The 19,558-nt window shown below is 66.7% G+C and carries 16 protein-coding genes; 9 read left to right on the forward strand and 7 right to left on the reverse strand.

Annotated features, from left to right (window positions below; translation table 11 throughout):
- Positions 1 to 34: 34 nt before the first annotated feature.
- A complete protein-coding gene (locus tag A37E_RS0113305; RefSeq protein ID WP_245279328.1) occupies positions 35 to 811 on the forward strand; it encodes a TetR/AcrR family transcriptional regulator in 777 nt (258 codons plus the stop codon).
- Positions 812 to 1,087: 276 nt separating this feature from the next.
- Positions 1,088 to 3,970 carry an autotransporter domain-containing protein gene (locus A37E_RS0113310; RefSeq protein WP_051679005.1) on the forward strand — a complete coding sequence of 961 codons (2,883 nt, stop codon included), beginning with the start codon at positions 1,088 to 1,090 and terminating at the stop codon, positions 3,968 to 3,970.
- 269 nt (positions 3,971 to 4,239) lie between these two features.
- On the opposite strand, the gene A37E_RS26910 is transcribed toward A37E_RS0113310, so the two are convergent.
- Positions 4,240 to 4,407 carry a hypothetical protein gene (locus tag A37E_RS26910; RefSeq protein WP_156026315.1) on the reverse strand — a complete coding sequence of 56 codons (168 nt, stop codon included), beginning with the start codon at positions 4,405 to 4,407 and terminating at the stop codon, positions 4,240 to 4,242.
- A gap of 124 nt (positions 4,408 to 4,531) precedes the next feature.
- Here A37E_RS26910 and A37E_RS26450 point away from each other — a divergent pair, with 124 nt between their 5' ends.
- The 7 genes from A37E_RS26450 to A37E_RS0113340 all read left to right on the forward strand — a co-directional run bounded on the left by A37E_RS26450 (position 4,532) and on the right by A37E_RS0113340 (position 11,517).
- Positions 4,532 to 4,870, forward strand: coding sequence for a hypothetical protein (locus tag A37E_RS26450; protein WP_197022973.1), 339 nt, complete (start codon positions 4,532 to 4,534; stop codon positions 4,868 to 4,870).
- A 49-nt stretch (positions 4,871 to 4,919) separates the two neighbouring features.
- Entirely contained in the window at positions 4,920 to 5,399 is a 480-nt protein-coding gene (locus A37E_RS25360) for a Spy/CpxP family protein refolding chaperone (protein ID WP_051679006.1), read from the forward strand.
- Between the two features lie 47 nt (positions 5,400 to 5,446).
- Entirely contained in the window at positions 5,447 to 5,929 is a 483-nt protein-coding gene (locus A37E_RS0113320) for a cupin domain-containing protein (RefSeq protein ID WP_029557040.1), read from the forward strand.
- A gap of 97 nt (positions 5,930 to 6,026) precedes the next feature.
- The gene (locus A37E_RS0113325) at positions 6,027 to 7,484 is read left to right on the forward strand and encodes an FAD-dependent monooxygenase (RefSeq protein ID WP_245279329.1); all 1,458 of its coding nucleotides are present in this window, start codon (positions 6,027 to 6,029) and stop codon (positions 7,482 to 7,484) included.
- 78 nt (positions 7,485 to 7,562) lie between these two features.
- Positions 7,563 to 8,651, forward strand: a complete 1,089-nt coding sequence (locus A37E_RS0113330; RefSeq protein WP_029557042.1) for a DUF917 domain-containing protein — start codon at positions 7,563 to 7,565, stop codon at positions 8,649 to 8,651.
- Positions 8,648 to 10,198 carry a hydantoinase/oxoprolinase family protein gene (locus tag A37E_RS0113335; RefSeq protein WP_029557043.1) on the forward strand — a complete coding sequence of 517 codons (1,551 nt, stop codon included), beginning with the start codon at positions 8,648 to 8,650 and terminating at the stop codon, positions 10,196 to 10,198. Before A37E_RS0113330 ends, A37E_RS0113335 begins: the two co-directional genes overlap by 4 nt.
- Positions 10,199 to 10,254: 56 nt before the next feature.
- Entirely contained in the window at positions 10,255 to 11,517 is a 1,263-nt protein-coding gene (locus tag A37E_RS0113340; RefSeq protein WP_029557044.1) for a hypothetical protein, read from the forward strand.
- Between the two features lie 37 nt (positions 11,518 to 11,554).
- Here A37E_RS0113340 and A37E_RS0113345 read toward each other — a convergent pair whose 3' ends face one another.
- The 6 genes from A37E_RS0113345 to dld all read right to left on the reverse strand — a co-directional run bounded on the left by A37E_RS0113345 (position 11,555) and on the right by dld (position 19,341).
- Complete coding sequence (locus A37E_RS0113345; protein WP_029557045.1) at positions 11,555 to 13,249, reverse strand: NAD-dependent malic enzyme; 1,695 nt, start codon at positions 13,247 to 13,249, stop codon at positions 11,555 to 11,557.
- On the reverse strand, positions 13,242 to 15,053 hold the full coding sequence (locus A37E_RS0113350) for a CocE/NonD family hydrolase (RefSeq protein ID WP_029557046.1): 1,812 nt from the start codon (positions 15,051 to 15,053) through the stop codon (positions 13,242 to 13,244). Before A37E_RS0113350 ends, A37E_RS0113345 begins: the two co-directional genes overlap by 8 nt.
- Before the next feature lie 55 nt (positions 15,054 to 15,108).
- Positions 15,109 to 15,477 carry a hypothetical protein gene (locus A37E_RS0113355; protein ID WP_029557047.1) on the reverse strand — a complete coding sequence of 123 codons (369 nt, stop codon included), beginning with the start codon at positions 15,475 to 15,477 and terminating at the stop codon, positions 15,109 to 15,111.
- Positions 15,474 to 15,809, reverse strand: coding sequence for a hypothetical protein (locus tag A37E_RS0113360; RefSeq protein WP_029557048.1), 336 nt, complete (start codon positions 15,807 to 15,809; stop codon positions 15,474 to 15,476). Before A37E_RS0113360 ends, A37E_RS0113355 begins: the two co-directional genes overlap by 4 nt.
- Positions 15,810 to 15,868: 59 nt before the next feature.
- Positions 15,869 to 17,476 (reverse strand): thiamine pyrophosphate-binding protein, encoded by a 1,608-nt coding sequence (locus A37E_RS0113365; protein ID WP_029557049.1) that lies wholly within the window; start codon positions 17,474 to 17,476, stop codon positions 15,869 to 15,871.
- A 65-nt stretch (positions 17,477 to 17,541) separates the two neighbouring features.
- Positions 17,542 to 19,341, reverse strand: coding sequence for a D-lactate dehydrogenase (dld, locus tag A37E_RS0113370; protein WP_051679007.1), 1,800 nt, complete (start codon positions 19,339 to 19,341; stop codon positions 17,542 to 17,544).
- Positions 19,342 to 19,558 lie beyond the last annotated feature (217 nt).

A 19,558-nucleotide genomic window follows, 5' to 3' on the forward strand; every position in this document is an offset into this window, starting at 1 on the left:
GTGCAGGCGCACTTAGCAAGGGTCTGGGCAGGACATGGCAGGAAAAGGCAACGCTGGCAAAGCCAAGACGGTCTCGGGCACGACGGTCTCGGGCAAGACGGCCACGACTAAGACGGCCACGACTAAGCCGGCCACGGGCAAGACGGGCGCCGGCACGGCGGGCGAAGTGATGGCGGGCGGGAGCACGCTGGAGATCCGGAGCGACGGCACCGGCAATGCCGACATCCTCGAGGCGGCGGCCGCGAGCTTCATGGAGCAGGGCTTCTCCGCCACGAGCATCGACGACGTGGCGCGCCGCCTCGGCGCCACCAAGGGCCGTATCTATCATTACTACGCCTCGAAGACGGACCTCTTCTTCGACGTGCACCGCGAGGGCATGGATCGCCTGTTCGCCGCGGTGGAAACGGCGTCGGCGATGCCGGGCACGGCTGGCTCGCGCCTTGCTCGAATGCTGAAGGCACACGCGCTGGCGTCGATGGAGAACCATACCTACATCGCGGTTGTGGTGCAGGGCGTGCACATGCACCGGCTGGCGGCCACCACCCCGGCCCAGCGGCGCACCCTGGATGCCGTGATGGACATGCGCCGTCGTTACGAACGCTTGTTTCGTTCCATGCTCGACACGGCTCTGGAAGACGGCAGCGCGATAAGTGAATCTCCCTCACTCACCATCAAGGCTGCCCTCGGCGCCATCAACTGGATGTCGATCTGGTACCGCCCCAAGACCGGCGAGACGGCTGCGGACCGCGAGGCGCTGGCGGAGCAGATCGTGCGCCCGCTACGCTTCGGCTTCGAGCCTCGACAAGGCTGACTGCAACCGGTTCGGGGCGACTTGGTGCCCCGCCTCCGCCTCTGCATGAATTTCGATCGAGCAGCGCGGGGGCATCATGTCGGCGCTGGAAGTACGCGACAAACCGTGGCTTGCGCGGGGATTGCTCCGGCGAAACAAGATCGAAATGTGAAATAGCTATTCCAGTTACCCTGGGATAGCCTGACATTGCCCTGAGCCGGGGCGGCGGGGCATTTCATGACAATTCGATCGTTTTTTTGCGACGTGTCGCGCACACGCGCACTCGGGCTCGTCGCCATGGGCCTGGGTGCCGGCAGCCTTGCGCAGAGCGCGCTGGCCGAACCCCTGCCGTCTTCGCCGACGACCTATGAGACGCTGAATTACGGGACGAACGGGACGTTCCTCACCGGTATTCGCGGCGACAACATCGTCGGCAACTACACCATTCCCGGCAGCACCGAGACCGGCGGCCTCTACTACAACATGACCAGCCGCACCTGGTCGCCTATGCCGGAAGCCACCAACAACGGGGTCAACTATCCCGGCGCCATCGGTTCGTCGCCCTATGGGCCGAGCTTCGGAACCCCCGGCGGCATCCTGCGTGTGGTGGGCAGCTATCAGACCGAAACGTCGGCCCCTTATGACCTCAGCTATCTCTACGACGCCGCCGCGGCGCCGGGGCAGACGCTGACGCCGCTGGCCTATCCGGGCGCCGACACGCTCTACACCATTGCCCACAGCAACTTTGGCAACCAGGTGGTCGGCGACTACGACACCCGGCTCGCGACCGGTAACGCCTTCATCTACAATATCGACACAAAAACCTATACCACCAACAACATACCAGGCGCGGTCAGCACCACCGCCTATGGCATCTACGGCGACAAGATCGCCGGCGGCTATGGCGAGGTCGAGGTCGGCGGCGGGCTGCACGCCGAGCACGGCTACATCTACGACCAGACCACCGGCACCTATCAGACCTACGACCACCCCGGCGCCGTCGCGACCCATTTCGAGGGCATCACCGGAGCCGGCCGCTCCGGCGAGTACAACCTCGTCACCAACTGGGTGACGGCGGACGGCGTGGTGCATCCCGCGGTCATGCACATCGACGCCCTCGGCGTCGTGACCTGGTACGAGATCGACATCCCCGGGGCCGTCGTGTCGTCCAACTCGGCCTATGGCGACAATGTCGTGGGCATCTATGTCTCGACCGCGGGCGGCACGACCACCATAAACGGCTTCATCGCCACCATTCCCGGCATGTACAACCCGATCCGCAACATCGGGACCCTGAACTTCGCGGGCGAAAATGCCGCCGCTCTGTCGGGCATGAAGGGCGACGACATCATCAACAGCGGCACCATCAATGTCACCGGCAACGGCGGCATCGGCATGCGTGGCGAGACCTATGGCGTGCTGACCAACAAGGGCACCATCACCGCCACCGGCATCGCCGGGGCGGCGGTGGACTTGCATGGCGATTACGGCACCTTCCTGAACTACGGGATCCTGAAGACCACGGTCGAGGCCGATGCCCTGCGCACGGGCCCGGACAGCCATGGCACCGTGATCGTGAACGCGGGCATCATCGATGGCCGGCTGGCTGCGACGGCGGGGCCGGACAAGAGATTCGAGAACGCCGGCTGGCTCGGCGTCAGCGGCACCGGCCCGACCATCACCCACCTCCTCAGCGGCACCTTCGTGCAGACCGCGACGGGCACCTACGCCGCGCGCGTGACGGACAAGGGCAGCGACTTCCTGGAGGTGACGGGCACCATACGGCTCGACGGCACGCTGCAGGCGTCCTTCCTCGACACCAGCTTCGCCCCGACCACGACGCTCATCGTCGCCACCGACGGCATCACCGGCACCTTCGATCATGTGGTCACCCCCGGCCTGCCGGCGCTGTTCGACGCGAGCGTGGCCTATGCCCCGAACGCGGTGACCATGACGGTCGCGGCCGATCTCGCCGGCAAGGCGGGCAACACGCCGAACCAGCGCGCGGTCGGCGGTGCCCTCGATCGCGTCATCAACACCACCACCAACGGCCTGCTGACGACTCTTCCCACGGCGCTCAGCCCGCTCTACGGCCTCACCGTGGCCGAACTGCCCGGCGCGCTTACCGCCCTCTCCGGCGAGGCCTATGCCAGCACGAAGACCGTTCTCTTGGGCGACAGCGCGTACAGCCGCGACGCATTGCTGGGACGCCTGCGCCAGGGCTCCTATGCCGGCCAGGGCGGCCCGACGGCCGCGCTCGGCTTTGGCGGGCCGGCGCTCGCCTATGCCGCGCCGACCACGTCCGGCGTGCCATTCCCCGCCAAAGCGCAGCCTTCCGCCGAACCCGCGTTCAACGGCACCATCTGGGCGCAGGCCTTCGGCGGGTGGAGCGCCTATGGCGGCGGCCGCGACACCGCCGACGTCGATGCCAACATCGGCGGGATCATTTCCGGCGCTGACGTGAAGGTCGAGAACTGGATGCTCGGCGCTGCGATCGGCTACACGCATTCCAATGCGCAGATGGATGCGCTGGCGAGCCAGTCCAACACCGACAGCATGCTGGTCGCGCTTTATGCGGGCACCAGCTCCGGGCCATGGAAGCTGCGCCTTGCCGCCAGCTACGCCTTCAACCAGATCGACGCTTCGCGCACCATCGCCTATCCCGGCTTCTTCCAGCGGGCGAACGCCGATTATTCCGGCGGGACCGGGCAGGTGTTCGCAGAGGTCGGCTACGGCTTCGCCGTCCAGCAGCTGGCGCTGGAGCCCTTCGCGGGCCTTGCCTACGTCCATTTGAACACCGACGGCTTCACCGAGACGGGCGCCTCGGCCGGCCTGTTCGGTGCGTCCAGCTCGATGGGCGTCGGCTACTCCTCGCTCGGCCTGCGGCTGGCGAGCACCGTGGAGCTGTCACGCGGCATGGCGCTGGAGCCCCATGCCTCGCTCGCCTGGCAATATGCCTTCGGCGACCTCACCCCCGATGCCCGGCTCGCCTTCCTCAGCGTCCCGAGCGCGAACTTCACCGTCGCCGGCGTGCCGCTCGCGCAGAACACCGCGCTGGTGAAAGTGGGCGCCGACCTGCGCATCGGCGAACAGGTCCGCTTCGGCATGGCCTATGTCGGCCAGTTCGCAGACAGCGTGACGGTCAATGCCGTCCAGGCCAATCTGGCTTGGCGCTTCTAGCGGCGGGATGCGGAGCTCCCCTGCCACGGAACCCGCGGCGTCGACCTGCTCCGCCGCCTAGGGCTGTGGTCGCGTAGATTGATCTCCGTTGAGCAACTTAACTCCCATTCGATGGTCGATGGGGGTGGCGGAACATTGTAATTCTTGATATTTCCGCGTGTGCTTCAAGCATGTATCAAGTCAGATATCATCAATTTATGGGCAGTATATTTGCGAATCCGATATGCTGGTCCTGCTCGCCATAAAAGTGAGCGCACCATAAACGAGGTTCACGAGAAGGCAGGCCCCATGGGGGACAGCTCAACACCTGATCGCCGTTGATGCAGATCCGCACCTCGATTGTGCGGATCTGCATCTAGCTTGATCTGTTCGGCCTCGGTGGCGCCGATGGTCGCGGCTGTTTTGATGCCGGAGCGCTGAGAGACGACGAGGCGCATCACCAGTTCTGTCGATGCGCCGTGAGCGCGGTGGAGATAATTCCCTGGCACCGGGTCCGCAAAGGGGCCCCTTGGTGCGGGCTGCGATCTTCGAGGCCCGGGACGTCTCACTGCGAGTGATCCCATGCGAAACACCTTCGGACTGATTTCCGGCCTGTGGCTCGGTACGCTGGCGGTGCTGCCGGCTTCGGCGATGCCTCTGGCGCGCCCTCCCGTGCCAGAGTCCGCCGTCGTGACCCCCATCGCCCAAGGTTGCGGTCCGGGCTGGTGGCGTGGGCCGTGGGGGCATTGTCGTGACACCCCCTATAGCGGCCGCGTGCCGGGCGGCGGGTGGGTCTACGACCTGCCTCCCGCCTACGGCTATTTCGGCAACGGCTGCCCTCCCGGCTATTGGCACGGGCCGTGGGGCCATTGCCGCGACACCCCCTATCACGGCCGGCTGCCCGGTGGCGGATGGCAGTGACGGCAACGGCCGTCTCCTCTCAAATCCAGCGACACGGAAGATCCTGACCATGAACTGCACTCTTGTGGCCGCCCTGACGGGCGCTCTTCTCATCGCCATGCCCGCAGCGCAGGCCCAGACGGCACCGCCGGCCGTGGAACTCTACAGCGCGGCGGATGCCCAGGCCGTGCTCGAGGCGCGCCTTCTCGCGCTGAAGACGGTGATGACCCTCAGTCCCGAACAGCAGAAGCTCTGGCCGCCGGTGGAGGCCGCCATCCGCGCGGTGGCGAAGCTGTCCGCCGAGCGCCGGGCCGAGCGGGCAAAGGCGCCTCCGCCGGCTGATTTCGTCGAGATCCTGGACCGCATCGCCGATGCCGAGGCGCTGCGGGCGCGGGACCTCAAGACCGTGACAGCCGCGCTGAAGCCTCTCATCGCGTCTCTCACGCCGGAGCAGCAGCGGCGCATCCCCGCCTTCCTCGGACTGCGCGAAGGCACCGGCGGCCTGCCCCAGCCCACCGCCGAGATCTGGCTGTTCGAGGAAGAAAACTAGGATCAAATCGATATCATCCCATCACCTGCGGTCTCACGGAGGCTCCCATGCCCATCTCGTTCCTGCATTCGAAAGGAACCGAAGCGCCCATCAAGATCCCCGCCATCGGGCTCGACCTGTTCGTGCGCATGCCGCCGGCGGCGAGTTCGGGCGAGTTCTGCTTCATCGAGACCATCAATGCCCCCGGCGCGGGTCCGCCCCGGCATCGCCACCGCGAGGCGGAGATCTTCCGCGTCATCGAGGGCCGGTATCTCTATGAGGCGGACGGCCAGCGCTTCTATGCCGAGGCCGGTGACGTGGTGAGCATTCCCGGTGGGGTCGAGCACGGCTTCTGCAACGTGACCGACAAGCCCGCGCGCCAGTACATCCTCATGGCTCCGGCGCTTGATGCGGCAGCCTTCTTCACCGAGCTGGCCGGCGTGATGCACGATGGCATCCCCGACCAGGCCGCGCTCAATGCCTTCGGGCTGAAATGGCACGTGGAATTCCTGGGGCCGCCCGTCAACAGGAACGATCAGCCCACGGAATAATGCGCCGCCGCGCAGCCACCATCGACGCAAGATCGAGGTTCGCCCCGCTAGGCGGGCCGAAGCACAACATCAGGGGGAGGACAGGATGAAGGATCCGGTGCTCATCGCCGGCGCGGGGCCGGTCGGCCTGACAATGGCCCTGGAACTGGCCCGATACGGCGTCCCGGTACGGATCATCGACAAGGTCCCCGAGGCGACCCACACGTCCCGGGCCGTCGCGGTGTGGCCACGAACGCTGGAACTGCTCGACCGCTCCGGGGCGGCGGCGGACATCATCGCCATGGGCAACAAGGTCACCGTTGCCAACATCCTGTCGGGTGGCCGTCCGGTGGCCTCGCTGTCGCTCGACCAGATTCCTTCACCCTATCCGTTTGCGCTGATGGTGCCGCAGTACGACACCGAAGCCGTGTTGCGGCGTCACCTCGCAGCTCACGGCGTCACGCCCGACCTCGGCGTCGAGCTCCTCGGTTTCGAGCAGGACGAGGATGGCCTCTCCGCCCGCATGAGGGAGCCCGACGGCACGGAGCGCACCGAGCCATATGCCTATCTGGTGGCCTGCGACGGCGCGCACAGCGTCGTGCGCCATCACCTCGGCCTCGACTTCCTGGGCGATACCCTCGGCCTCGACTGGACGCAGGGTGACTTTCACCTGAGCGGATATCCCTTTCCCTCCTCGCAGATGGCCATCTTGTGGCACGAGGACGGCCCGCTGCTGTTCTTCCCAATGGCGCCCGACCGCGCGCGCATCATCACCAGTCTCGGCCCCTCGACCGCAACGCCGCCCGTCGCGCTGGACCAGGAGGCGTTCCAGAAGATGATCGACGCCCGTGGCCCCGGGGGCATCACACTCACTGGTACGGAATGGGTCAGCGCCTTCCGCATCAACGAGCGGCAGGTGGAGAACTATCGGTCCGGGCGAGTCTTCCTCGCCGGCGATGCGGCTCACATCCACAGCCCGGCGGGCGGGCAGGGCATGAACACCGGCATGCAGGACGCCATCAATCTGGCGTGGAAGCTGGCCCTTGTGATCCGCGGCCTCGCCAGCGCGCCGGCGCTTTTGGAGAGCTATGATCTGGAACGCCGCCCGGTCGGCGCGCTGGTGATCGCGGCCTCGGGGCGCATGACCCGGATCGGCACGCTGGCCGACCACACGCTGCAGCATGTGCGCGACTTCGTCGCCCATATCCTGATGGGGCTGTCGCCGGTGCAGCGGGCCATCACGGGGCTGATGGCGGAAGTCTCCATCGGCTATCCGGACAGCCCGCTCAACGGACCCTGCCAAGGCGAAGCGAAGGCCGGCGCGCGGGTGCCTCCGGTGGCGGGCGAAACGCCGTTCGGCGCGGGCGACGCGCCGATGTTCACCGCGTGCGGCGGAAGCGGGGCGGCCGAACTCGCCGCGCGCTTTCCCCGGCTCGTGGCCGCTGCGTCGCCTCGATCTGACGGTGGAGCTTTCATCTCGCTGGTCCGGCCGGACGGCTACCTCGCAGCCCAGGTCGAGGCTGCGGATTGGCAGGACCTCGTGCCCTATCTCAAGCAGATCGGGGCGGAGCGGTGACTGCCCCTCGCGTGAAACCATCCCCGAATGGCCCCGGTGGGCGAAACCACCGCCCGCTTCACAGCTGAAGGACCTGCGATGCCTCGCCTCCTCGATGCGGAAGAGCTTGACCTGCTGGCCATTGGCGCCTGGATTCTCGGGACCGGAGGCGGCGGGTCGCCCTATGCCTCCCACCTCGTCGCCCGGCAATTCTATGAGGACGGCGGCCGGATTGCCCTTCTCGATCCCGACGAACTCGCCGACGACGATGTTGTGGCCGTGGTCTCGACCATGGGCGCGCCGCTGGTGTTCCAGGAGCGGATGACCGATGCCGCCTTCGCCTTGAAGCCGGTTCGGATCATGGAGGCTTTCCTGGGCCGGCCGTTCCGGGCGGTGATGACGGTGGAGATCGGCGGCTGCAACGCCTTCCAGCCGCTGCTCGTCGCCGCAGCATCGGGCCTGCCGGTGGTGGATGCGGACGCCATGGGGCGGGCCTACCCCGAGGCCCAGATGCAGACCTTCTCCATTGCCGGACTGCAGATGGTCCCGCACGTCGTTTCCGACATCCGTGACAATGACGTCATCATCCCCACCGCGTCGGGCTGGCATGAGATGGAGCGCGTGCGGCGCAGGGTCTGCACGGAATACGGATCGGTCGCGACCACCTGCCAGGCCCCGCGCACCGGCGCGGAGGTGAAGCGTCACGCGGTCCTGCGCAGCCTGTCGCACGCCATCGCCCTGGGGCGCGAGGTGCGCCGGGCGAAGACGGCGCATGAGGACCCGGTCGAGGCGACCGTGGCCGCCGCCGGCGGAAAGCGGCTGTTCACCGGCAAGGTGATGGATGTGCAGCGGCGCACCACCGAGGGGTTCCTGCGCGGCTCCCTCATCCTCGCGGGCCTCGGCGAAGATGCCGGCGCGTCCTTCGACATCGCCTTCCAGAACGAGTTCACCATTGGGCGGCGCGATGGCACGGTGATCGTGACGACGCCCGACCTGATCTGCGTGCTCGACACTATCTCCGGCGAGGCCATCGGCACGGAGAGCCTGCGCTACGGCCAGAGGGTCACGGTCATCGCCCTGCCGTCGCAGCCGATCCATCGCAGCGCGGAGGGGCTGCGGCATGTCGGCCCGCGCGCCTTCGGCCATGACGTGGACTTCCACAGCGTCTTCGGGGAGGAGCCGGCATGAGCCGCATCGGAATAGACGTCGGCGGGACCAATACCGATGCCGTCCTGCTCGAAGGCGGCAAGGTGCTCGCCGCGCTGAAGCGACCGACCACCGTCGATGTCGCGGACGGCGTGCGCCGGGCGCTGGTGGATCTGGTGGCCGCGGCTGCAGGCCATCCGGCCCTGGAGCGGATCGAAGCGGTGATGATCGGCACCACGCATTTCACCAATGCCGTGGTGGAGCGCCGCCATCTGGACCGGGTCGCGGCGCTGCGCATCGGCCTGCCCGCCAATGCCGGCCTGCCGCCCTTCATCGGCTGGCCGAAGGACCTTGCGGCGGCCATGCGGGGCAGCATCCACATGGTGGGCGGCGGGCACGAGTATGACGGACGGGTCCTGGTGCCGCTGGATCGCGCTGCCGTGCGGCGCGAGGCGGAGCGCATCGCGGGGAGCGGCATCAGTTCGGTCGCCATCACCAGCGTGTTCTCGCCGCTCACCGATGCATGCGAGCGCGAGGCCGCGGACATCGTGCGGGAGGTGATGCCTGCGGCGCGCATCACGCTGTCCCACGAAATCGGCCGCATCGGCCTGCTCGAACGGGAGAATGCGGCGCTGTTGAATGCCGGCCTGCAGGGCCTTGCGCAGCGCACCACCGCCGCCTTCGTGCGGGCGCTGCGCGAGAGCGGCATCACGGCGCCGCTTTATCTCACGCAGAATGACGGCACCATCGTGCAGGGGGCGGTGGCGGAGCGCCATCCCGTCTATTGCTTCGCCTCCGGTCCTACCAACAGCATGCGCGGCGCCGCCTTCCTTTCGGGCCTGACTGACGCGCTGGTGGTGGATGTGGGCGGCACGACCACTGACGTGGGCTGCCTCAAGGGTGGGTTTCCGCGCCAGGCCAATGCGATGGTCGAAATCGGCGGCGTGCGCACGCTGTTTCGCATGCCGGACCTGATCTCCATCGGCCTCGGCGGCGGCACGGAGATCGCCGATGACGGGCGCCGGATCGGTCCGGGCAGCGTCGGCTTCCGGCTGCCGGAAAAGGCGCTGTGCTTCGGCGGCGATACGCTGACCGCCACGGACATCGCCGTCGCGGCGGGACGGATCGCGCTGGGAGAACCGGGACGGGTGGGCACGCTGCCCCGCCCCCTGGTGGCCGACAGCCTCCGACACATGGAACACATGGTTGCGGAGGTGGTGGACCGCATGAAGACCGATGCCGCGCCGATACCCCTCATCGCGGTGGGCGGCGGGAGCTTTCTGGTGCCCGATCACATGGAGGGGGTCTCTGAGGTGGTGCGTATCGAGCACCATGCCGTGGCCAATGCGGTGGGCGCCGCCATTGCGCAGGTGAGCGGCGAGGTGGACCGCATCTTCTCCGGTGTCGAGCGCAACGCGGCGCTCGATGAAGCGCGGCGGGAGGCGACGCGGCGGGCGGTCGAGGCGGGCGCCGAAGCGGGCAGCGTTCAGACGCTCGACGTGGAGGACATTCCGATCGCCTATCTCCCCGGCAATGCGCGCCGCGTGCGCGTGCGTGTCATCGGCGAGATCGCGCGGCTCGCCGGGTAGCGCAGGGGGACGGATGGCCAGCGGGCGCCGATCTGACCTGCTTAAAGGAGCCGCACATGCACAATGATCTCGATGAAGCGACGCCGGCCGGACAGGGCCCGGCGGATCGGCGCGTGTATCGCGAAGCCTCGCCAACGGAATTGATCTACATCGCCACGCGCATGATCGTGGTGAGCCGCAGCAGCATCTCCGGAACGATCGGCAGGGCGCAGTTCGAGGCGGCCGTCGCGCATCTCGAAGCGCGGTATGGAATCCTGCGCTCGGTGGTCGAGGACGGGTATTTCCTGAAGCGGTCCGATGACCGATCGGCGATCGAGGGCTGGACGCCCGCCGATAGCTGCTTCGCCGAGACCCTCTACGCCCAGCTGCTGAACGCCGACCTCGACACTTCGAAGACGCTCTATGCGATCCACGTCATCGCCGCCGATGACGCGCTCGATGTCTTCATGCTCACATCCCATGCGATCACGGACGCAATCTCGCTGATCGAGCTGCATTCCTGTCTCGCCCACATGTGCGATTGCGTCGTGCGCGGCGAGGCCCCGGCCCTCGGCGTGCAGCCGTTCCCGACCCCGGTCGATGAAGCTGTGAGCCGCAGCCTGGCGGCGCTTGGAACGGATGCGCCGCCGTCTTCCTATTCCGGAGTGTTCGCCGAGATTCCCATGGCCGCGCCCCATGATGGCGGCCCCGTGACCCATCGGCTCGAGCGGGTCGTGATCGGGGCGGACGCGGTGCATCGGATCAAGGAGGCGAGCCATGCCACCGGCTCTTCCGTGCACGCGCTGCTGCTGGCCGCGTTCGCGCTCGCCATAGGTGATATCGCGGACGGACACCCGCGTCAGATTCTCATGCGATCATCGGTGGACATGCGCCGGCGGCTCGAGCCCCACGTTTCCCCCGAACTGGTCTTCACCGCCATCACCGGGCACATCACGCCCGTCCCCGACCTCGACCGGCCCATGATCGAGATCGCCCGCTTCATCTTTGACGATGTCCATCAGGGACTGGCCAACGGCAGCATTTTTCACGACTACATCAATTATCCCAAGGCATTCGGCAGCCCACAGCAGGCGCCGGTCGCCATCAATGTTTCCGATATCCAGACGGTGCAGTTTCACTGGCCTCTCGAGCGGTTGGCCGTGACCGGATTCGAGTATGCCTTGGGCTGGATGAAGAAATTCCCGAATGTCTCCGTGTCCGTCTATGACGGTACGCTGATCGCCAACATCGTCTATGTGGAAGCGTTCGCCACTCCTGCAACGATCCGCGCCATCTCGGACGGCTTCGTCAGGAGGCTCGATTCGGTCTGCGAACAATAAAGGCGCGGCGTCGACGCGCGCGGCGCGGCTGCGGCGGTCATGCCCCCTTTGCGGTGAGCAGTACGTAACGCGGTGTCCAGATTTTGGCGCGCAGGCGCTGTTGGATCTGATCGACCGGAACGTCGGGGGCTGCGCCTTCCCGGTGCGCCTGCATCGCGACCGCGAGGGCGACCTTGGCCGCGACCTCGCGCAGGGCGCTTACCGGGGGCAGAAGATTGTGCTTCGGGTTGCCGCGCGCCGGCGAGGCATCTGCCAGCGCCTTCGCCGCCGCCATGAACATGCCATCCGTCACGCGGCTGGCGCCGACCGCCAGAACGCCGAGGCCAACCCCGGGAAAGATGTAGGAATTGTTGGTCTGGTCCACCTTGAAGCGGGTGCCGTCGCGCAGGAGCGGGGGAAACGGGCTGCCGACGCCCACCAGAGCCCGCCCGTCGGTCCACGCCTCGATATCCGCCGGCGTCGCTTCCGCGCGCGAGGTGGGGTTCGACAGAGGAAAGATGACCGGCCGCGGGTTGCACGCGGCCATGGCGCGCACCACCGGCTCGCCGAAGGCGCCCGCTTGGCCGGAGACGCCGATCAGCACGGTCGGCCGTGCATTGCGCACCACGTCGAGGAGCGCAATCGTGTCGGGATGGTCGAGCGTCCAGCCTTCGATTGCCGCCCGGTTCTGGGCGAAGGGCGCCTGGAAGGACGCGAGGCCGGGCATGTCTTCGGTCAGAAGCCCATCACGGTCCACCATGAAGAAGCGCGCCGCCGCCTCGCTTTCCGACAAGCCGGCATCGCACATGGCAGAGCGGATCAGGCCGGCGATGCCGCAGCCGGCCGAACCGGCGCCGAACACTGCCACCCGCTGCTCGGTCAGTGGCACGCCGGTGACGTTGATGGCCGCCAGCAAGGTGCCGGTCGCCACCGCCGCCGTGCCCTGGACATCATCGTTGAAGGTGCAGAGCCGGTCGCGATAGCGCTCCAGCATGCGCGTCGCATTGCCCTTGGCGAAATCCTCCCATTGCAGGAGAACCTTGGGCCAGCGCCGGATGACGGCTGAGACGAATGCCTCGATGAAGTCGTCATACGCCTGCCCCCGCACCCGCTCGTGGCGCCAGCCCACATAGAGCGGATCGGCGAGGCAGTCGGCATTGTCGGTCCCGACATCGAGCAGGATCGGCAGGGTGGTCGCCGGATGCAGGCCGCCGCAGCCCGAATAGAGTGCGAGCTTGCCGATGGGGATGCCCATGCCGCCCGCCCCCTGGTCTCCCAGCCCCAGGATGCGCTCGCCATCGGTCACGACGATCGCCTCCACCGCGTCGAAGCGCGGCTGAGCGAAGATCTGGTCGAGCCTTGACTGGTGCGGAATGCTGAGGAACAGGCCCCGCGGCTTGTGGTAGAGGCGGCTGAACTGCTGGCAGCCGGCGCCGACGGTCGGCGTGTAGACGATGGGCAGCAGCTCTTCCAGGTTCCCGACCAGCGTCGCGTAGAACAGGGTCTCGTTGATGTCCTGCAACTCGCGCAGGAAGGCATAGCGTTCGAGATCGGTCTCGAACTGGCGCAGCGACTGGAGGGCGCGGTAGATCTGCTCGTCCAGGGTCGAGACATGCGGCGGCAGCAATCCGTGCAGATGGAAGGCGTCGCGCTCTTCCTCGGAGAAGGCCGTGCCCTTGTTGAGCTGGGGGTCGGCCAGCAGTTCGTACCCGCTCAACGCGGTGGATACGAGCGCGGGGGTCGCTTCAGACATAAAGATCGCTCCTGCACTCGCCGGCCCGGGCGAGTTCGATGTAGGTGTCAGGTCCGTAATGGAGGGTGTTGCGCGCGTAATAGGGCGGCACCTGCATGTCGAACTGCGCGTGCCCGTGGCTGACGTCGCTGCGCAGGAGATCGGTGCGGCTGGCGATGTCGAGGCGCAGCCGCTCGCCTGGCTTCAGCACCACGGGCTGCGGCGTGAGGCTGAAGCGCAGCGTCACCGGGACGCCGGGGGTGAGCGGCTCGGGCTGGTCGATGTCGATGGCGATCTCGGTCGCAGTAGAGCGCGCCGCGTCGATCCTGCGGCAGGCAGGGCGGATCGCGCCCATGGACAGGATCTGGTAGCCGCCGTCGGCCGAGACGATGCCGGTGCGGGCCACCACGTAGGAATCGATCTCGTTGGAGCTGAAGGAGAGGCTCAGCGTCACCGGGCCGGTCAGCTCCGTCTCCTCCTCTATCGGCAGCTCGAAGGTGAGGCGCTGGGTCTCCACCTCGTCGAAACCCGCCGTCACGATGGCGCCGAGGGGCACCGCCGCCCATCGGTTCGTCCCGCCCCCGCCCGGCGCGTTGTCGAGGCGGTGGGTTGCGGCGTCGGCGCCATTGGAGGCTGGGTAGAGGCGGAGCGCCGTGCTGCCGGGCAGCGGCCAGTCGGGCGCGCTGCGATACTCCTTGGCGCCTTCCGTCCAGTATCGCACCCGCGGCTGGGCGGCATAGCCGTTGTCCGCGCCGTAGACGAGATGGTCGAAGAAGGCGAGCGCCTCCAACTGCCAGGCATAGACCGGCAGGTCATAGGTCGCGGGGCCGATGATGAGCCAGCGGTGATCTTTCGGCGTGCCGGCATTCTCGAACAGGTCGTAGGCGCCGAACTGGTGCAGGTTGAGGTAACCGGCATTCTGCACCACCACGAACGGCATCTCGATGTCCCCCAGCGCGCCGGACGGACCGGACGGCAGCACGCTCGTCGCCCGGGTCTTGCCGTCGAGCATGAGGGCGGCGAACAGGCGGCGCGTCTGGAGCGCCGGCACCTCCCGCTGGAAGGTCCTCATGATCCGCGTCATGCGCTTCTTCAGCTGTGGCCACCACACGTGCTTGAGGGGCGAGTTGGTGATGTGGCTCATCACCGCGCGCAGCAGTGGTGGCAGATACAGCCTGAACTGCAGGGGCGTGAAGTTCGCGCCCATCCAGAGCGAGAAGAAATCCGGCTGCGGCGCGCCGCCAAACATGGCGATGTGGCGGAAGTAATCCGTGCACATCTCGTTGGTGAAGAAGCCCTTCAGGGCCAGCGGGCGCAGCCGCGCCACCTGCGGCTGGGTCAGCCCGTAATAGGAGGTGCCGAACAGCACCACCTGCCCGTCGCACCAGGGCTGGGCGGCGGCCCAGGCGATGACCTTGGCGTGGTCTTCCACGTCCGTGTCGTTGAGATAGACGGCATCGGCGCCGCCCGAGCGGCCCATGCCGCGGCGGGTGACGATGACATGGGCATAGCCGCGATCGGTGAAGATCGGCGGGCTGCCGGTCTCGTTGTTGCCGGCCGGCACGCCGGCTGCCTGCAACTCCTTGGAATAGGCCGCGAAGCAGATGACCGCCGGATAGCGGCCCGGTGCCTTGGGCACGTAGACATCGGCCGCAAGGCTGACGGATGGGGCGACCTCGACCATCTGGTCCGCGAGGACGCGGCAGCCGAGGCCCGACTTCGCGGCGCGTCCCGGCGTCCAGCCGGCGAGCTGCGGGCCGAACAGGCCGCCCTTCGGCGCGATGAGATTATCCCAGAAGCCCGGCTTCCCGTTCTTGGCCGTCATGTGCGTTCTCCCCCGGTTTCCAAGCCCGCCGCGTCAGGCCGCGGCACGGGGCGCCCTACAATTGAGAGATGTCGAGGCCGGTCTTCTTCTGCGCGGCCAGGCGCATTTCGCGCACCATCCATTTCTGCCTATCGTCCGGGATGAAGAAGCCGCCGATGCCGGACGAAAAGAGCAGGTCGAAGACCCGTTCCGTCACCGCGGTGAGCGCCTGCTCCAGGTCCGCTCCGGCCTCCGGCTTCGGGGGCACCATGATGACGATGGTGTCTTCCACCTGCTCGACGATCTCGATCCTGAAATCCGGGCCCGGCGTGTAGCCGAACTCCGCGCAGACCACACCGACGGGGTCGGCGAGGAGCTTTGCGCGGTAATCGGGATCGGTGGCGATGCGCTCGTAATTCTTCTCGACGAAATCGGCATTGCTCACGGCTGATCTCCCTCGGTGCGGGCCGCATTGCGCAGAGCCAGCAGCTTGAATTTCGCGGCCACGGGCACGAGCCAGATGAACAGGCCCTGGCTGGACCACAGGTCCATCTGGTTGAGCGGCGTCGCCGCCGGCGGCGCATGGGGCGCGCGCGCGGGCGGGATGGTGAAATAGACACGGTCGCGCCGCTGCACCACCACCTTCACCTTGACGCCGGCCGGCACCGCGACGCCCATGGACTTGAGCGCCCCGACCGGGTCGCTCTCCACCTGCGCGGCGAACGCGTCGTCGGTCCACACGCGCCGCGTCAGTTCTTTCTCGAAATCTCCGGACACGGATGTCTCCCAATTTCGCTTCGATGGGATGCGGCGGGCGGCGCCGCGCCGCCGCCAGCTCACGGCTCGCGATTGATGATCAGGAAACTCGGACCTTGATGCGCGAGCGCGCGGGCGAGCACGTCGCTGACGCTCTCGACAACGTCGATCGTCTCCACGCGCGCGCCGAACCCCTCGGCGATCTTGCGCATGTCTACATCGGGATCGCTGAAGTCCAGGCCGACGAAGTGCGTGGTCGCGATGGTCGTGCCCATCACGTTGCACCACAGGTCCTTCAGCAGCCGGTATTCGTTGTTCACGAAACAGATGAAGATGGACGGGATGGAATACTTCGCCGCCGTCCACAGGGCGTGGATGGAGAACAGGCTGCCCCCATCGCCGACGAAGCAGGCGGCATGCTGGCCGCTCGCCAGGCCGATGCCGACGCCCAGCGGCAGGGCCCAGCCCAGACCGCCGCCACGCGGCGAGAAATGCACGTTCCGGAAGCCGAGGCTCACCGCCATGTCCTGCACGATGGCGTCCTCGGACGAGCCTTCCGTGATGACGTGGGTGGACCGGTCGAGATGGCGCAGCACCGCCAGGATCAGCGCATCGCTCGCGTGCGCTCCCGAAGCGGGATATTTCGCGTCCAGAGCTGCCTCGTCGACCGTCCGCGCGGCGGCTTGCGCCGTGTCGGCGCCGAGTGCGGTCGCCAGTGCATCGAGTGTCGCGCGGATGTCGCCGAGCACCGCCATGTCGCAGGGAAAGTCGAAGCCCAGCTGGCTGGCCGCCGGCGCGATCTGGATGACCTGCAATTCAGGCGGCAGGGCCTGGAGGCCATCATAGGTGAAGCTGTCGACCTTCTCGCCGACCAGCAGCATGGTGTGGTAGCGACCGAGCGTCTCGTTGATCGCCTTCGTGGTGGGAGGAAGCTGGCCGCGGAAGTTCGGATGCAGCGGATCGACCGTGCCCTGCACATGGAAGGGCGCGGCATAGATATCGGCGCCGAGGGCGCTCGCGATGCGGCTGATGGCATCGATGCCATGCGCCGCGCCCACCGCATAATCGGCGACAATGGCGAGCTTGCCCACCGGCAACGCCTTGAGCGTGTCCGCCACCTCGCCGATGGAGCGTGGCACCACATCCTCGATGATGCGCGTCTTCTTGAACGTCGTATGCTCGGTCTCCTCCAGCATGAAGTTCATGGGAATGGAGAGGAAGACGGGGCCGGTCGGCTGGAGCCGTGCATGCAGGTAGCAGCGCTGCAGGGCGACGGCGAGATCGTCCGTGCGCGTCACCTCATAGGCATATTTGGTGGCGGTCTCCGCCAACTGGACATTGGGCGCGCCGAGCACCGGATTGTGGATGAGGAACCGGGAATCCTGCTGCCCGTTGATGACCAGCAGCGGCACGCCGGACATGAGCGCGTTGCGCATGTTGAACATGCCGTTGGCGAGGCCCGGATAGGTGTGCAGGCTGACGATGGACGGCTTGCCGGTGATCAGCGCATAGCCGGCGGCGATGCCCACCGCGCTCGATTCATGCAGCGACAGCACATAGGTGGCCTTCGAGGCCGCCACCGCCGCGAGAAAGGTCGTCTCCGTGGTTCCGGGATTGCCGAAAACAAACGGAATTTCATAAGTCTCAAGGAAATCCTGGATGAGCTCGCCACCGGTCCGGGTCGTCATGTTCGCTCCAATGATCTTGCCGGAGCTTGCCGAGTGGCGTGCGCCGTACTTGGTATTTCAAATGGTCAGCCGTCGCACCGGAAGGTGCCGGGTGCACCGGCCTGTCCGCGCGGCATCCAGTGCGCGCATTTGGTGGTGCGACCGATCCCCGGATTGAACGTGTTGCAGGGATCGAGCGCCTTGAAATGGTCGACCATTGCGGACTTTGCGAAGTAGAGATGCCCCACATTGTGCTCGGCGGGATATTCCGCGCCGCGCTCATCGAGCAGCTTCCACATGGCGTGCTCGATCTCCTCGCAATTGCTGCCCTTGGCCACGATGTAATCCTGATGGAAGACGTGGCAGAAGAAGTGGCCGCAATAGAGCTTGCGGATCAGGTGCTTCTCGATGTCCGCGGGCAGCGTCTCGAACCAGTTTTCGTCGTTGCGGCGCAGCGCGATGTCGAGCGCCACGATATCCTCCACCTCGCGGTCGTGCACCGCGCGGTAGCGGATCGCCGCGCCGGCAGCGGCAAAGCGGTGCAGGAAGGCCTTGTCGCCTTCATCGGGCGTGCACTCGAAATAGTCGCCGGACTTCGACGGGAAGATCGACTTGAGGTAAGCGCGCGCCTCCGCGATCCCGTCGTCCCCCATTTTCAACAGCAGATAGTGCTCGAAGCGGTCGCGATAGTCGGTCATGCGCCGGGGCAGATGCTTCGGGAAGAGATGGCTCAGGGCCTGCAGTATCTTGGCGCTGAGGTTCTTCGGCAGGAAGCTGAAGCGCCGGCAGATATTGTCGAACGCCGCCTCAAGGGCGTACAGCCTCGGGATCATGTCCGTGCCAAGCGTGTTGATCACCACGAAGGTGTCCTTGCCATAGACCTCCGCGCAATTGAAGGAGTCCCGGTGCATGTACTCGCCTTCGATCGGCAGATTCTTGAAGCGTCCGAGGATATGGCGGCGGATGCCTTCGAGCTCGCCGGTATGGTTCGAGCCAATGTAGAAGACGACCTGTTCCTTCTCCTTCGGGAAGGTGTCGAGCCGCACCGCCATGAGCATCACCTTGCCGGCGCTGCCGGAGGCCTCGAACAGGCGGCGCGGATCGGCATTGAAGCGGGACGGGGTTGGCGCCGCGATGTCGCGCACATGGTCCGCATAGTCATAGTCTGAGGCGGCACGGGCGGGGTCGTTGACAATGTCGGCGGGGGTGAAATCGCCGCTCTCGACCCGCCGGAGGATCGTCTCCGGATCATTGCCCAGTGCGATGCCGAGATGATTGACGAGATGCAGGCTGCCCGCCTCATCCAGCCGTGCGAACAGAGCGAGCTGGGTGAAGGCCGGGCCACGATGGATCAGGGCGCCGCCGGAATTGTTGCAGACGCCGCCGAACACCGACGCGCCGATGCACGACGAGCCGATCACCGAGTGGGGCGCGCGGCCGATCTTGTCCAGGGCCTTTTCCAGATGGAACAGGGTCGTGCCCGGCAGGCAAACCACCTGCGTCCCGTCGTTGATCAAGTGCAGGCCCTCGATACGCATGGTGTTGATGAGCACGACGCCACGGTCGTAATCGTCCCCGTCGGGGGTCGAGCCGCCGGTGACCCCGGTGTTGGCCGACTGCATGATGACGATCTTGTTTGCTGCGATAGAGGCCTCCAGCACGCGCCATTGCTCCACCAGCGAGCCGGGCCGCACCACGGCGACCACCGGGCCGGAACCGAACCTTATGCCGGTGCGAAAGCGCCGCGTCGTCTCCGGACTCGTCAGGACGTGCGATCGACCGACGATCTCTTGCAGGACCGCAATGAGGTCCGCTTCATCCGCGACCGTCGTGTGTCCGGCCGCGTCGCGCGTTGGGACGCTCAAATCGAGGAATGCAGCGTCCATGACGACAGGTCTCCCTCACGTCACCTCTGGCTATCAGCCGGATGCGGTAAACGGCCTGATCTGGTGATCGTCCCTGAAACAGATCCGTCGGTGGCCAATGGGCCGCCCGGCGTGGGCTTATGGGACGTCAGCCTATCGCTACGGCATTGGAACGCACATCAACAGAAGTGGTGAGGTACCCAAGATTGGTGTTCGACTTGAAAGAAGAGCGGAGGAC

It is taken from the genome of Xanthobacter sp. 91 (genome assembly GCF_000702385.1).
GTDB lineage: Bacteria > Pseudomonadota > Alphaproteobacteria > Rhizobiales > Xanthobacteraceae > Xanthobacter > Xanthobacter aminoxidans.